The sequence below is a fragment of the Cupriavidus sp. 2SB genome, assembly GCF_005503625.1.
Classification (GTDB): Bacteria; Pseudomonadota; Gammaproteobacteria; order Burkholderiales; family Burkholderiaceae; genus Cupriavidus.
On sequence record NZ_SCMX01000003.1, the window covers coordinates 64,365 to 78,646 of the forward strand.

At 63.1% G+C, this 14,282-nt stretch carries 14 protein-coding genes; 6 read left to right on the top strand and 8 right to left on the bottom strand.

Annotated elements, in window-relative coordinates; translation table 11 throughout:
- Positions 1–116: 116 nt before the first annotated feature.
- Positions 117–914, bottom strand: a complete 798-nt coding sequence (gene dapB / locus FFS21_RS02145) for a 4-hydroxy-tetrahydrodipicolinate reductase (RefSeq protein ID WP_137923294.1) — start codon at positions 912–914, stop codon at positions 117–119.
- Positions 915–1,017: 103 nt separating this feature from the next.
- Positions 1,018–1,593: an outer membrane protein assembly factor BamE gene (locus tag FFS21_RS02150; RefSeq protein ID WP_137923295.1), complete on the bottom strand. Its 576-nt coding sequence runs from the start codon at positions 1,591–1,593 to the stop codon at positions 1,018–1,020.
- Positions 1,594–1,794: 201 nt separating this feature from the next.
- Between FFS21_RS02150 and fur the strand changes: the two genes are divergently transcribed.
- Positions 1,795–2,226, top strand: a complete 432-nt coding sequence (gene fur, locus FFS21_RS02155) for a ferric iron uptake transcriptional regulator (protein ID WP_137923296.1) — start codon at positions 1,795–1,797, stop codon at positions 2,224–2,226.
- 91 nt (positions 2,227–2,317) lie between these two features.
- Here the strand turns inward: fur and FFS21_RS02160 are convergent, their stop codons facing one another.
- On the bottom strand, positions 2,318–3,313 hold the full coding sequence (locus tag FFS21_RS02160) for a LysR family transcriptional regulator (protein WP_137923297.1): 996 nt from the start codon (positions 3,311–3,313) through the stop codon (positions 2,318–2,320).
- A 299-nt stretch (positions 3,314–3,612) separates the two neighbouring features.
- Between FFS21_RS02160 and FFS21_RS02165 the strand changes: the two genes are divergently transcribed.
- The gene (locus FFS21_RS02165; RefSeq protein ID WP_137923298.1) at positions 3,613–4,209 is read left to right on the top strand and encodes a flavin reductase family protein; all 597 of its coding nucleotides are present in this window, start codon (positions 3,613–3,615) and stop codon (positions 4,207–4,209) included.
- Between the two features lie 51 nt (positions 4,210–4,260).
- Here FFS21_RS02165 and gap read toward each other — a convergent pair whose 3' ends face one another.
- Both gap and tkt read right to left on the bottom strand, forming a co-directional pair.
- Positions 4,261–5,259, bottom strand: a complete 999-nt coding sequence (gene gap, locus FFS21_RS02170; RefSeq protein ID WP_137923299.1) for a type I glyceraldehyde-3-phosphate dehydrogenase — start codon at positions 5,257–5,259, stop codon at positions 4,261–4,263.
- Positions 5,260–5,343: 84 nt separating this feature from the next.
- Entirely contained in the window at positions 5,344–7,431 is a 2,088-nt protein-coding gene (gene tkt, locus FFS21_RS02175; protein WP_502705147.1) for a transketolase, read from the bottom strand.
- On the opposite strand from tkt, the gene FFS21_RS02180 reads away from it, so the two are divergent.
- The 4 genes from FFS21_RS02180 to FFS21_RS02195 all read left to right on the top strand — a co-directional run bounded on the left by FFS21_RS02180 (position 7,379) and on the right by FFS21_RS02195 (position 10,266).
- On the top strand, positions 7,379–8,353 hold the full coding sequence (locus tag FFS21_RS02180) for a spermine/spermidine synthase domain-containing protein (RefSeq protein ID WP_137923301.1): 975 nt from the start codon (positions 7,379–7,381) through the stop codon (positions 8,351–8,353). The genes tkt and FFS21_RS02180 overlap by 53 nt on opposite strands.
- A gap of 69 nt (positions 8,354–8,422) precedes the next feature.
- Positions 8,423–8,863 carry a VOC family protein gene (locus FFS21_RS02185; protein WP_137923302.1) on the top strand — a complete coding sequence of 147 codons (441 nt, stop codon included), beginning with the start codon at positions 8,423–8,425 and terminating at the stop codon, positions 8,861–8,863.
- Positions 8,864–8,876: 13 nt separating this feature from the next.
- Positions 8,877–9,620 (top strand): 16S rRNA (uracil(1498)-N(3))-methyltransferase, encoded by a 744-nt coding sequence (locus FFS21_RS02190; RefSeq protein ID WP_137923303.1) that lies wholly within the window; start codon positions 8,877–8,879, stop codon positions 9,618–9,620.
- A gap of 25 nt (positions 9,621–9,645) precedes the next feature.
- The gene (locus FFS21_RS02195; protein ID WP_137923304.1) at positions 9,646–10,266 is read left to right on the top strand and encodes a YidB family protein; all 621 of its coding nucleotides are present in this window, start codon (positions 9,646–9,648) and stop codon (positions 10,264–10,266) included.
- Between the two features lie 78 nt (positions 10,267–10,344).
- On the opposite strand, the gene FFS21_RS02200 is transcribed toward FFS21_RS02195, so the two are convergent.
- The 3 genes from FFS21_RS02200 to FFS21_RS02210 all read right to left on the bottom strand — a co-directional run bounded on the left by FFS21_RS02200 (position 10,345) and on the right by FFS21_RS02210 (position 14,018).
- Complete coding sequence (locus FFS21_RS02200; RefSeq protein WP_137923305.1) at positions 10,345–10,953, bottom strand: barstar family protein; 609 nt, start codon at positions 10,951–10,953, stop codon at positions 10,345–10,347.
- Positions 10,950–11,294 carry a ribonuclease gene (locus FFS21_RS02205; RefSeq protein WP_137923391.1) on the bottom strand — a complete coding sequence of 115 codons (345 nt, stop codon included), beginning with the start codon at positions 11,292–11,294 and terminating at the stop codon, positions 10,950–10,952. Before FFS21_RS02205 ends, FFS21_RS02200 begins: the two co-directional genes overlap by 4 nt.
- 399 nt (positions 11,295–11,693) lie before the next feature.
- Positions 11,694–14,018 (bottom strand): NADP-dependent malic enzyme, encoded by a 2,325-nt coding sequence (locus tag FFS21_RS02210; RefSeq protein WP_137923306.1) that lies wholly within the window; start codon positions 14,016–14,018, stop codon positions 11,694–11,696.
- Positions 14,019–14,282 lie beyond the last annotated feature (264 nt).

The window sequence follows — 14,282 nt, forward strand, 5'->3', positions numbered from 1 at the left end:
GACGGCCGGGGGATCGGTTTGCGAAAGAAACGATTATAACCGTGGCGCCCGGCCAATCCGGGCTGCCACGGCAATGCGCCAGGGCGCTGGGGCGGCCCGCCGAAACGGGCCCGACATCACTTCAGGCCAAGCACGTCCTGCATGTCGAACAGGCCATTGGGCTTGTCGGCCAGGAAACGCGCCGCGCGCACGGCACCATCGGCGTACGACTGGCGGCTCGACGACTTGTGGCTGATCTCGATGCGCTCGCCGATGCCGGCGAACATCACCGTGTGGTCGCCCACGATATCGCCGCCGCGAATCGTGGCAAACCCGATCGATTTCGGATCGCGCGGGCCGGTGTGGCCTTCGCGGGCATACACCGCGCAGGCGTCCAGATTCCGGCCGACTGCCTTGGCAATCACCTCGCCCATCGTCAGCGCCGTGCCGGACGGTGCATCCACCTTGTGGCGATGGTGGGCCTCGATGACTTCGATGTCATAACCTGTCGAGAGCAGCTTGGCCGCCACTTCGAGCAGCTTGAACGTGGCATTCACACCCACGCTGAAGTTCGAGGCGAAGACCACGCCGATCGACTTCGCCGCATCTTCGAGTGCCTGCTTGCCAGCTGTATCGAATCCGGTCGTACCGACCACGATCTTCTTGCCCAGGCGTTTCGCCACGGCCAGATGGGCCAGCGTGCCTTCCGGCCGCGTGAAATCGATCAGGCAGTCCGAAGCACCCAGTACCGCTTCGATATCGTCCGAAATCTTCACGCCGGTCTCGCGGCCCAGGAACATGGCCGCATCCTGCCCCAATGCGGCAGCACCCGGAATGTCCAGCGCGCCGGTCAGCGTCACGCCTTCGGTGTTCAGGACGGTTTCGATCAGCATGCGGCCCATGCGGCCTGATGCACCTGCGATGGCGATTTTCATGGTGTACGGGGGTAATTGGGGACAGCGCCCGGTCCACAGGCCGGGCAGTCTGGAAGGAACCGGCCAACGATGTCGTCTATGCGATAGCGTGGGCCCGGTCCGATCAGTTGGCGGGTTTTTCCTGCGCGGCGGGTACGGCCGACGCCGCTGGCGCTTCCGGTGCTGCCGGCGCCGCTTCCGGCGCGGGGGTCGTCGAGGTAGAAGCTGGTGCTGCGGCTGGCGTCGACACGGCCTTGCCCGACGTGTTGTTCCGCTGCGCTGCCTTCATGCCGTCGATCTCGGCAATCAATTCGTATTCCGAAGGCAGTTCATCGCCTTGCCACTTCACGAGCTTGTCGCCGTCGAAGAACACCGTGAACTGGCGCGATTGCACGACCGGGGTGGCGCCGCGACGGAACGAGAAATAATAGTCCCAGCGATTGCCATGGAACACGTCCTGCAGCAGCGGCGTGCCGAGCAGGAAGCGAACCTGATCGCGCGTCATGCCTTCACGCAACTGCGAGGTAGCTTCGCGGGACACGAAATTGCCCTGGACGATATTGATGCGGTAAGGCGTGATGGATTGCACCACCTTGCGCGACGTGCTGTCGTAAGCGGAGCAGGCACCGGCCAGCAGCGCCGCTGCCAGCAGGGAAAATACCAGCGCCGGGCGCGTGGCGGTCGAACGGAATGAACGCATGTATCTCGCTTCCAGACGGGAGTGACTCTGTGCCGGAGCCGGCGCGCTGCACAATACGTAGCGGCGTCGGGGCACGGCCAGGCGCTTCGGGACACGCCGCCGCAGGGGTGGCGTCCGGGCGTCATGGCACCGGGGCGACATTTGCCGCCAAAACCCTTATGATTCAACTATCCAGACATTGTACTCTAGGGAGTCACGCCCATGCCGAGTCCGGCGGACCTCAAAAATATTGGCCTCAAGGCGACTGTCCCCCGCCTGAAGATCCTCGAGATCTTCCAGACCAGCGAACAGCGGCACCTCAGCGCTGAGGACGTTTACCGTATCCTGCTCAACGAACATATGGATATCGGCCTCGCCACGGTCTATCGCGTCCTTACCCAGTTCGAACAAGCCGGCCTCCTGTCGCGCAACAACTTCGAATCGGGCAAGGCCATTTTCGAACTGAACGAGGGCAAGCATCACGATCACCTGGTGTGCCTGGACTGCGGCCGCGTCGAAGAATTCTTCGACCCGGACATCGAGCACCGCCAGCAGAGCATTGCGCGCGAGCGCGGCTTCGCATTGCAGGAACACGCATTGTCGCTGTACGGCAATTGCACAAAAGACAACTGTACCCACAGACCCAAACGATAAGCCGCGCCGGCGACGATTCCGGCAGCAGGCATGAAAAAACCGGCGTCCAGACGCCGGTTTTTCTTTATCGACTCACCTGACCTTCCCGTCGTTACTCCTGCGGCAAATCCTGCTCGGCCACCACACGTAGCAGGCGGGTTGCCGAGTTCTGTGGCACGCCTACGAACTCTCCGACAACCTGACGAAAAAGATTGCGGGCCCATACCAGCATCGGATGGGTATTGCGGCTGCGGTGCCAGAACATGTTCAGGCCCAGCGTCGTATCCAACTCAGCCGGCAACGGGAACGCCTTCAGACCATAGGTCTCGCAGGCCATGTCCTTGGTCAGCGCGTTGACCGTGAAAATCATGTCCGTCTGGGCGGCCAGTTCAGCCTGTGCGCGCCACGAATGCACCGTCAGCGTTGCATTTCGCTTGAGCCCACGCTGCTGCAGCGCGTAGTCGAGCGGAATGAGCGCGGGTGCCGGACGGCCTGCGCCACCGGAATGCGCCATGAAGATATGGCTGCAATCCAGATACTGTTCGAGCGTGCAATCGTTAATGAGCAGCGGGTGGTTCTTGCGCGCGCAAACCCAAAGATTCAGCGAGGTCACCATTTCCTCGACGATCTCCGGATGGCGAGTCGGGAACGGCGAGAAGCCCAAGTCCAATTCATTGGCGCGCATCGCCGCAACGTCACTTTCCCAGGAATGCGATTCCACGAGGCGGATATGCAGGTCGGGAGCCAGTTGCTTGATGCGCAGCACATACCGGTTGAACACGGTATCGCCCAGCTCGGCTGCAAAGCCCACGCTCAGCGTGCCGGTAGCGATTGCCGGATCGAAATTGTCGGCATCACCTTCGTTGATCGACGACCAAAGATCCAACATGTCCCGAATCTTTGGACCCAGCTCCAACGCGCGGGGCGTCGGCGTCAGCCCGTGGGGGACACGGATAAAAAGAGGATCGTCAAAGATTTCGCGCAGTCGGCCGAGCGAATGCGAGACGGCAGGTGCCGTCATGTGCATTTTCTCCGCCACATAAGTGGCGTTTCGTTTACTCAGCAGCTCTGTGAAAATCACAAGCAGCTTGGTATCCACGTTCACCATGATCAGGCCCGGTTATTGTGTTCCACATTCGATGGCCCCACCACTTTCACTGGCTGCACATCAGATATCAACAGATTCTTCCGAGTGTATGAGAAAAAAACGGCAGGGAAAAGCAAATTCGGCATTTCTCGCACTAAGCAAACGGGTTATCGGATGATTTCCAGCGGCTTCCGGGCACATTCGGAACAGATAATGTCAAAAAGCCCACGCGTTCTTATGCGCGGAACTCGCTATATTCGTCGTAGTGGGATGTTTCCGCCTTGCGCTCGGACACATATCCCTGAGATTGCAGAGATATCATGAGTACTCATCGTCACAACGTTGATCTATCCAAAGCCTATCGGCTGCTCAACCACGGCCCCACCGTCCTGGTGAGCGCAGCCCATAGCGGGCAACGCAACATCATGGCTGCCGCATGGGCGATGCCGCTCGATTTCGCACCGCCCAAAGTGGCCGTCGTGCTCGACAAGGCCACATGGACGCGCCAGTTGCTCGAAGCCAGCGGCGAATTCGCGCTGCATGTGCCCACCGTGGCCCAGGTGGACATTACTCAGGCGCTCGGATCGAGTTCCGGCCTGAAGATCTCCGAGGAACATGGCATCGACAAGTTTGCCGCCTACGGACTACAAACGTTTGACGGCAACCTTGTCGGTGCGCCGTTGCTCGAAGGTTGCGCCGCCTGGCTGGAATGCCGCCTGCTGCCCGAGCCCGCTATCCAGAACAGCTATGACCTGTTCCTCGGCGAAGTCGTCGCCGCGCACGCCGACAGTCGCGTGTTCCGGGAAGGCCGTTGGGATTTCACGGGCCACGATTCCCTCCGCACGATCCATCACGTGGCGGGCGGACATTTCATCGTCGACGGCGATGTCATCGATGCGAAGCCGCTGAAACTCTGACCCACAAAAAAACGCGCCCGAAGGCGCGTTTTTCTTGGGACCGCCGCCAGATTACTTGGCGACGACGCGTGCCATTTCCAGGCACTTGTTCGAATAGCCCCACTCGTTGTCGTACCAGCTCACAACCTTGATGAACGTGCCGTCCAGCGCGATGCCAGCTTCGGCGTCAAAGATCGAGGTCCGTGCATCGCCGCGGAAGTCCGTGGCCACGACCTTGTCTTCGGTGTAGCCCAGCACGCCCTTCAGCGCGCCCTGGCTCTGGGCCTTCATCTCGGCGCAGATTTCGGCGTACGTGGCCGACTTTTCCAGCTCGACGGTCAGGTCAACCACCGAAACGTCCGAGGTCGGCACGCGGAACGACATGCCCGTCAGCTTCTTGTTCAGTTGCGGAATCACCACGCCCACGGCCTTGGCAGCACCGGTCGACGACGGGATGATGTTTTCCAGGATGCCGCGGCCACCGCGCCAGTCCTTGTTCGACGGACCGTCAACGGTCTTCTGCGTCGCCGTGGCAGCGTGCACGGTGGTCATCAGTCCGCGCTTGATGCCCCACTTGTCGTTCAGCACCTTGGCAACCGGGGCCAGGCAGTTCGTGGTGCAGCTGGCGTTCGAAACGATCGCTTCGCCCTTGTACGACTCGTGGTTCACGCCGTACACGAACATCGGGGTGTCGTCCTTGGACGGAGCCGACATGATCACCTTCTTGGCGCCCGCGTCGATGTGCTTCTGTGCGCCTTCCTTGGTCAGGAAAATGCCGGTCGATTCGATCACGACATCGGCGCCGACTTCGCCCCACTTCAGTTCCGACGGATCCTTGACAGCGGTCAAACGGATTTTCTTGCCATTCACGACCAGCGTGTTGCCATCCACCGACACTTCACCATCGAAGCGGCCATGCACCGAGTCGTACTTCAGCATGTACGCCAGGTAGTCCGGCTCCAGCAGGTCGTTGATGGCGACGACTTCAATGTCCTTGAAGTTCGCGGCGGCGGCGCGGAACACCATGCGTCCGATACGGCCAAAGCCGTTGATGCCGATCTTGATGGTCATGTCTATCTCCTAGAGTGCAATCGATGAAGCCTGGGCCGGTGCCGCCAGCCGGCGCGTCGCACCGGCGGGGCACACGGGCGGGAATTACTGGGCGAGCGTGGCGCGCACGGTGTCGGCCACGTTTTCTACCGTGAAGCCGAAGTGCTTGAACAGCACGCCTGCCGGAGCCGATTCGCCAAACGTGTCGATGCCGACGACCGCCTGGACCTGGTACTTCCACCAGAAATCGGTCACGCCGGCTTCCACGGCGATACGCGGCACGCCGGCCGGCAGCACGCTGGCCTTGTACGCGGCATCCTGCTTGTCGAACACGGTTGTTGCCGGCACCGACACCACGCGCACATGCACGCCTTCGGCAGCCAGTGCATCGGCGGCGCCGATGGCCAGGCCCACTTCCGAGCCCGTGGCGATGATGACGGCGTCCGGCGCCTTCTTGCGCGGGTTCTTCGCATCGCGCAACACGTAGCCGCCGCGAGCGATATTGGCGCGCGTCACGTCGTCGCGCTTCTGGAACGGCAGGTTCTGGCGGCTGAAAATCAGGCAGCTCGGACCATTCTCGCGGCGGATCGACTCGGCCCAAGCCACGGCAGTCTCGGTGGTGTCGGCAGTACGCCAGACATCCATGTTCGGGATCAGGCGCAGGCTGGCCACGTGCTCGATCGACTGGTGCGTCGGGCCGTCTTCTCCCAGGCCGATCGAATCGTGCGTGAACACGAAGAGCGTGCGGATCTTCATCAGCGCGGCCATGCGCAGCGCGTTGCGGCTGTAGTCCGAGAACGTCAGGAACGTGGCACCGTAGGGGATGTAGCCACCGTGCAGCGTGATGCCGTTCATCACGGCGCTCATGCCGAATTCGCGCACGCCGTAGTTGATGTGGTTGCCCCAGGCATCTACACGCACAGCCTTGCTGCCGGACCAGTTGGTCAGGTTCGAGCCGGTCAGGTCGGCCGAGCCGCCCAGGAATTCCGGCAGCACGGGCGCGAGCGCCTCGATCGTGTTCTGACTGGCCTTGCGCGTGGCGATGGTCTCTGCCTTTTCTTCGCACTTGGCGAGGAAGGCATCGACAGCCTCGTCGAACGCGCCCGGCAGCTCACCGCGCATGCGGCGCGTGTACTCGCCGGCTTCGTACGGATGGACTTCGGCGTAGGCGGCAAACAGCGCGTCCCAGGCCTTTTCCAGCGCGGCACCGGTATGCTTGGCATCCCACGCGCCATAGACTTCCGGCGGCAGTTCGAACGGTGCATGCACCCAGCCCAGCGCTTCGCGCGTGGCCAGCACTTCGGCGCCGCCCAGCGGGGCACCGTGCACGTCGTGACCGCCTTCCTTGTTCGGAGCACCCTTGCCGATCAGCGTGCGGCAGCAGATCAGCGTTGGCTTGTCGCTGGCCTTGGCCTGCGCGATGGCATTGTCCACCGCCACGGCGTCATGGCCGTCCACGCCGCGAATCACGTTCCAGCCGTAGGATTCGAAACGCTTCGGGGTATCGTCGGCGAACCAGTGCACCACGTCGCCGTCGATCGAAATGCCATTGTCATCCCACAGTGCAATCAGCTTGTTCAGCTTCAACGTGCCAGCCAGCGAGCAAGCCTCGTGGCTGATACCTTCCATCAGGCAACCATCGCCCATGAACACATAGGTGTGATGGTTGACGATGTCGAAGCCCGGACGATTGAATTCTTCGGCCAGCAAGCGCTCTGCCAGCGCCATGCCCACGGCGTTGGTAATACCCTGACCCAGCGGACCGGTCGTGGTTTCCACGCCCGGCGTGATGCCGTATTCCGGATGGCCGGCCGTCTTGCTGTGCAACTGACGGAAGTTCTTCAGTTCTTCCACCGGGAGGTCGTAACCCGTGAGGTGAAGCAGCGCGTAGATCAGCATCGAGCCGTGACCGTTCGACAGCACGAAGCGATCGCGGTCGGCCCACTGCGGATTCACGGGGTTATGCTTCAGATGCCGGCCCCACAACGCCACGGCGATATCCGCCATCCCCATCGGCGCACCGGGGTGACCGGAGTTGGCTTGCTGGACGGCGTCCATGGCAAGCACGCGGATGGCGTCGGCCATCAGTTTGACGGGCTGGTTGGCGAAAGGACTTGTTGCGGGATGGGCGAGGGCAGACATGCGAGAACCTGACGGCGGGAAAACCGCAATTTTAGCAGAAGCAGGCGGCATTTCCGGGCGCGAAGGCGCGTCCCGAAGAGGCCATCAAACCTGGACGGAATGGCTGGCACCCGGTACGGGCACCACGCTGGGCGAGATCACCGTCCTGGCGGCCACGCGTTCGGCGTACCAGCAGGTGGAGATCGGCGAAAACCCAGGCCTGGGGCGGATCTTCCGGCTGGACGGCGTGGTGATGAGCACCGAGGCCGATGCCTTCATCCTGCACGAACTGATGTCCGTGCCAATGGCTGCTGTGCACGGTACGCCACGTAGCGCGCTGGTTGTGGGTGGCGGCGATGGCGGTTCGGCCTTCGAATTGTTGCGAATTCCCACAATGCGGGATGTGGTGGTGGCCGAGCTGGATGCCGAGGTTGTGCGATTGGCGCGCGAATGGCTGCCCGGCATCCATCGCGGAGCGCTCGACGAACCGGGTGATCCACGCCTGCATCTCGCCATCGGTGACGGACTGGGCCTAATGGAAGCATTCGCCCGTACCGGCCGCCGTTTCGATCTCATCGTCTACGACCTGACCGAGGCCGACGACGGCAGCCCCGCGGCCGCGCTGTTCACCACGCACGGGTTGCAAACGGCGCGCAGGTGTCTGGCGCCGGGTGGCGCGCTCTCGCTGCATCTTGGCCCCCTGCTCCATCGTCCCGACGCGGCGCGGTTGCTGCTGTCGCGCCTGCGGCAAGTCTTTCCGAATGTGGCGCCGCTAGCCGCGTATGTGCCAGCGTACGGCGCGCTGTGGGGCATCGCGCTGGCAAGCGATACGCTGGACATTGCCGCCGCACCTGCCGCGTCCATCGCAGCTCGGCTGCGGCAATGGCGCCTGGACACGGCACTGCGCGCCTATCATGCAGATCTCCACCCAGCGCTCTTCGTGCATCCGCGCCATCTGCAGCCGATCTTCGACAGCGCCAGCCGACCCGCGTAACATGCACTTTCGTCCCGATCGCCGCCGAGCGGCCGGGACTTCCTCCGAGCCACCCTCCGGGAGACCAGCATGCCCAGACCGTCCAACACGCCCTGGCTGACGCCCTACCTGACGGTTGCCAGCGGCCGCGCCGCAATCGATTTCTACCAGCGCGCGTTCGGCTTCACCGCGGGCCATGTGGTCGACGAGAACGGCGTTCCGACCCACGCCGAATTGCACTACAAGGGCGAGCTTGTCGTGATGTTCGCGCCCGAAGGCGCATGGGGCAGTACCGCGCGCACGCCCCGCTCCCTTGGCGTCGAGGCGTCTCAGACGTTCTATGTCTATTGCGACGATGTCGATGCCATGTATGCGCAGGCCATTGGTGCCGGCGCGGTCAGCGTGATGGCGCCCGCCGACCAGTTCTGGGGCGACCGTTACTGCATGGTCGAGGACCCTGACGGCTACCGTTGGGGCTTCGGCACGCCGCTGCCGAAGGCCGCGGACGTCGATCCCTCGTCCGAATCCTGATCTTTCTTTCCTGATGCCACCTAGATTTTTTGTCGATGCAGCGCTTGCTGCCGATACCGTCGTGGAGTTGCCCGACACCGTCGTACGTCACGTCCATGTGCTGCGCCTGTCGCCCGAAGACCCCATCACGCTTTTCAACGGTCAGGGCGGCAGCTACAGCGCCACGCTCGCGGAGATCGGCAAGCGCAGCGCATCGGCCCGTATCTCCGCCCATGACGCCACCGAGGCCGAACCGCCTTTTGCGGTGACGTTGGCGCAGGGTCTGGCAGGCGGCGACAAAATGGACTGGCTGATCGAGAAAGCCGTGGAGCTTGGCGTGGCGGCGATCCAGCCGCTGCAGGCCCAGCGCTCCGTGGTGCGGCTATCCGGCGAGCGGGCTGCCAAACGCCAAGCCCATTGGCAGGCCCTGATCGAGGCGGCGTGCGAGCAATGCGGACGTAACCGCTTGCCGGCGCTGGCGCCGGTGTCTACCTTTGATGCATGGCTTGCGGCGGCGCCTGCCACGGGCAACCGGCTGCTGCTGTCGCCGCGTGCCGTAGCGCCCCTGCCCGAGCTTGCACGAACTCACGCCGATGCCTGGCGTGCCAAGGGCGTGACGTTGCTGATCGGCCCCGAAGGCGGGCTGTCGCCCGAGGAAGAAGCAGCGGCGCGCCATGCCGGTTTCATCGGCGTGTCGCTGGGGCCGCGTATTCTGCGTACCGAGACGGCGGGCCTCGCGTGCCTCGCCACGCTGAACGCCATCCTTGGCGGATTCTGACCAGGACAGGTCAAAGGAGTCGAATATGGGACTACTCGATAGCGTGCTGGGCGGAATGCTCGGTCAGGGCGGCGGCCAGCAACAAGCCGGCGGCGGAGGGATGAATCCCAAGCTCATGATGGCGCTGGGCTTGCTGGCGATGCTGGCCATGCGTAACAAGAGCCAGGGTGCGGATGGCAGCGTTGCCCCCGCCGACGCCGGCGATGCGGCGGGCGGTGCCCTCGGCGGCCTGGGAGGACTCGGCGGTCTTGGCGGCATGCTCGGCGGCATGCTGGGTGGCGGCAGCGCCCCGGCCCCGGGCGGACTCGATCTCGGATCGCTGCTGGGCGGACTGCTCGGCGGTCAGGGCGATGCCACGAACTCGGCGCAGGCGATGGGAGCGGCCGCTGGCGGTATCGGCGCGTTGCGCGACATACTCGGCCAGGCCGGGCTGGGCCAGCAGGTCGATTCCTGGATCGGCACCGGCGGAAACGAGGCCGTCAGTGCAGCCGACCTGCAGGGTGCGCTGGGCAATACCGGTGCATTGCAGTCGCTGGCCGAAACCACCGGGATGTCTTCCGACGACGTGGCGGCGAGCCTCAGCGAAGGCCTGCCGGAACTGATCGACCGGTTGACGCCGGGCGGCCAGCTACCGCCTGCAGCCTGAGCCGGTGCAGCGCTGGCGCAGGACGCAAAAAAGCCCGCTGGTGACAGCGGGCTTTTTCATTGCGGCCGGGGAAGGCGTTCAGGCGAACGAGTAGAACACCCGGAACTGCACCTTGCGCTCCAGCCAGAATTCGGCGGCGTCACGGAACACGTCCAGCAGCACCTCACGCGCTTCCTTGTCGAACTTGAGCGCAATCGGCAAGCCTTCGAGCACGATTACAAAACCGGGTTGCGGACCGGCCTTGTAGATCATGTCGGTCAGGCAATCGGACAACGCATCGAAGTTCTTGCCGAAATGCTTCGGAAACGTGAACTCGGTGGCGATGCGCTCCAGGATCTCGGCCTTGCTGGCGCAATCGGCGCAGTTGGCGTAGAGGAAGTGCTGGTTCAGCGCCGTGGCCGCCTGGGCCAACTCCGGCACGCGGAACGCGCGGATCGACTGGACGATGTTCGGGCGCACCGTCTTGAACAGATTCATGGCTCCCTCGTTGGTACCGTCGTCAGCCCACGTGGCAATGGCCGGCGAGCAGGTAGGCGGCAGTGGGTGCGTCAGATCCTGGCGCGGCATCATCAGCACATTGTCGTAAAGGTTCTGGGCCTGATGGTGGGCCCTCTGCCAGCCATCTCCGGCGCCGCGCTCCTCGCGGGCGGCAAGGGCGTCGCCCAATCCGAAAATGTCAGTCATCATTTGGTTATCCGTTTGAAACTGTTGTAGTGGTCTTCCGTGTAATAGCAGTCGTTGGCGGCGCGTTGATCACCACCGCAAACAATCCGCTTGGCTCCCCGATTCCGGCTCTTGCTGTTCTTGACGGTGTATTCGCGGTAGTAGCCGCGAGATTGCGTCGGCAGGTGCCGTTCGTAGTTGCCGAACCGCGAACCATCCTTGTCATACGGAAACGGGCCGCCCGACTGGATCAGCTCCAGCGTCTGCCGCGCCTCGTTTGGCAACTGCGGGGCCGCGATGGTTCCCACCACCCCTTCCACATCCGCCACGGACGACTGCTTCGCGACGGCGCCCTGCGGCGACATCGCCAGCGCGACGGACAATGCCGCACCGGCCAACGCGCGGCCCAGGCTCCGCGTCAGGTTCAGGGACTGCCAAGTTGACTGCCGCTGCGACTGGCTCGCGAGATTCCGGGGACCCACGTTATCGAAAATGATTGGGAAAAGTGGCGGGGCGCGCGTGGACGAACGCCTGCATTCAAAGGCGTAAGGTTACGCGGATGTCGCGCATTAATCAATCCCTGCGCTCTGGGGCGCCGAAATTCCTCAATTGTTTCAATGTGTTATTGAAATGTGTGCGCATACTAACCTTACGGACAAGACAGGCTGGCGCACATGAAAAAAGCCGGGCAAGCCCGGCTTTACGACGCGGCATCGGCAATGACTTAGCCGATGCGCGTGATGCGAAGAGAATATCGCGGCGTGTCAGACCTTGGCAGCGGCATCCACCACGACCAGAGCGGTCATGTTGACGATACGACGCACCGTGGCCGACGGGGTCAGGATGTGCACCGGCGCCTTCACGCCGAGCAGGATCGGACCGATCGCCACGTTGTTGCCGGCCGCCACCTTGAGCAGGTTGTACGAGATATTGGCGGCGTCGATGTTCGGGCAGACCAGCAGGTTGGCTTCGCCCTTGAGCGAACCGTCCGGCACCAGTGAATCTCGCAGCTTTTCGTCCAGCGCGCTGTCGCCATGCATTTCGCCGTCGACTTCCAGTTCCGGTGCACGCTCACGCAGGATGGCAAGGGTGTCGCGCATCTTGCGGGCCGACGGTGCTTCGGACGTACCGAAGTTCGAGTGCGACAGCAGGCCCACCTTCGGCTCGATGCCGAAACGCTTCAGCTCCTCTGCAGCCATGATCGTGATCTCGGCCAGCTCGTCGGCGGTCGGGTCCACATTGACGTGCGTATCCACCAGGAAGATCTGGCGGCCCGGCAGGACCAGACCGTTCATGGCCGCGTACACCTTGTTGGTGCCGCCGAGTACCTGGTCGATATAGCGCAGATGGGCAGCCGTGGTACTGACCGTGCCGCAGATCATGCCGTCGGCCTCGCCCTTCTTCAGCAGCATCGCGCCAATCAGCGTGGTGCGGCGGCGCATTTCCAGCTTGGCGTACTGCTGCGTGACACCCTCGCGGGCCATCATGCCGTAGTACGTATCCGAATAGTCGCGGAAGCGCTCGTCGTGCTCGGGGTTCACCACCGTGAAATCCGTGCCCATGCGCAGGCGCAGGCCAAAGCGTTCGATGCGGTGCGCCAGCACAGCCGGACGACCGATCAGGATCGGGTTCGCCAGCTTTTCATCGACGATCACCTGCACCGCACGCAGCACGCGCTCTTCCTCGCCCTCGGCAAAGACGATGCGCTTCTTCTCCATCTCCACCTTGCGCGCAGCCGCGTAGATCGGCTTCATCAGCGTGCCCGAGTGGTAGACGAACTGCTGCAGTTGCAGGCGGTACGCGTCCATGTCCTCGATCGGGCGCGCGGCCACGCCGGACTTGGCGGCGGCCTCGGCCACGGCCGGTGCGATCTTGACGATCAGGCGCGGATCGAACGGTTTCGGGATCAGGTATTCCGGGCCGAACGACAGGTCCTGGATACCGTAGGCCGAGGCCACGATATCGCTCTGTTCCTGACGAGCCAGTTCCGCCACGGCGTTCGCGGCGGCGATTTCCATCTCACGGGTAATCGTGGTGGCGCCGCAGTCCAGCGCGCCACGGAAGATGAACGGGAAGCACAGGACGTTGTTGACCTGGTTCGGATAGTCCGTGCGGCCCGTGGCCATCACGGCGTCCGGGCGGATTTCCTTGACCAGTTCCGGCATGATTTCCGGATTCGGATTGGCCAGCGCCAGCACCAGCGGCTTCTCGGCCATCTTCTGCACCATCTCCGGCTTCAGCACGCCAGCGGCGGACAGGCCCAGGAAGATGTCGGCGCCGTCGATGACTTCGGCGAGCTTGCGCTTGTCGGTCTTCTGCGAGAAGCGCGCCTTTTCCGGGTCCATCAGTTCGGTACGGCCTTCATAGACCACACCGGCCAGGTCCGTTACCCAGATGTTCTCGATGGGCAGGCCCATGTCGACGAGCAGGTCCAGGCAGGCCAGCGCTGCGGCGCCAGCGCCCGAGGCCACGAGCTTGACCTTGGAAATGTCCTTGCCAACCACCTTCAGGCCGTTGATCACGGCGGCGCCCACCACGATGGCGGTGCCATGCTGATCGTCGTGGAAGACGGGAATCTTCATCCGCTCGCGCAACTTGCGCTCCACGTAGAAGCACTCCGGCGCCTTGATGTCTTCAAGGTTGATACCGCCGAACGTGGGTTCCAGCGAGGCAATGATATCGACGATCTTTTCCGGGTCCTTCTCGTCGATTTCGATGTCGAAGACGTCGATGCCTGCAAACTTCTTGAACAGGCCGGCCTTGCCTTCCATGACCGGCTTCGACGCTGCGGCGCCGATGTCGCCCAGGCCCAGCACGGCCGTGCCGTTGGTGATCACGCCCACGAGGTTGCCGCGCGCGGTGTAGCGGAAGGAATTGGCCGGATCGGCAACGATTTCCTCGCAGGCAGCGGCCACGCCCGGCGAATACGCCAGGGCCAGGTCGCGCTGGTTCGACAGCGGCTTGGTGGGGGTGACTGAAATCTTTCCGGGGGTCGGAAACTCGTGGTATTCGAGTGCGGCCTTGCGCAGCGCCTCACGCTGCTGCTGTTTCAGATCGTCTTGGGACGGGGGCTGCTGAGGGCTTGTCATCTGCGCATCTTCCGATCGGTGGAGCCACACTGAATAACACGGGCGATGAGTACGGGCCGGCTCCACGAACCCGTTTGTCTCCGCCTGGGGCGCTATAAGAATTGCGCATTTTATATTGTGAAATACTCTTTCACAATAAGCGTTTTGCGCGGGGCACCTTTTCGATTCGGTACAATATGCCGCATGCCGGTGGGCTTGACCAGCCGGAGTGTCTCAGCATTTCCACTGGTCTTCGAACTCCATCCCCCACCATCCCCGCCCGCC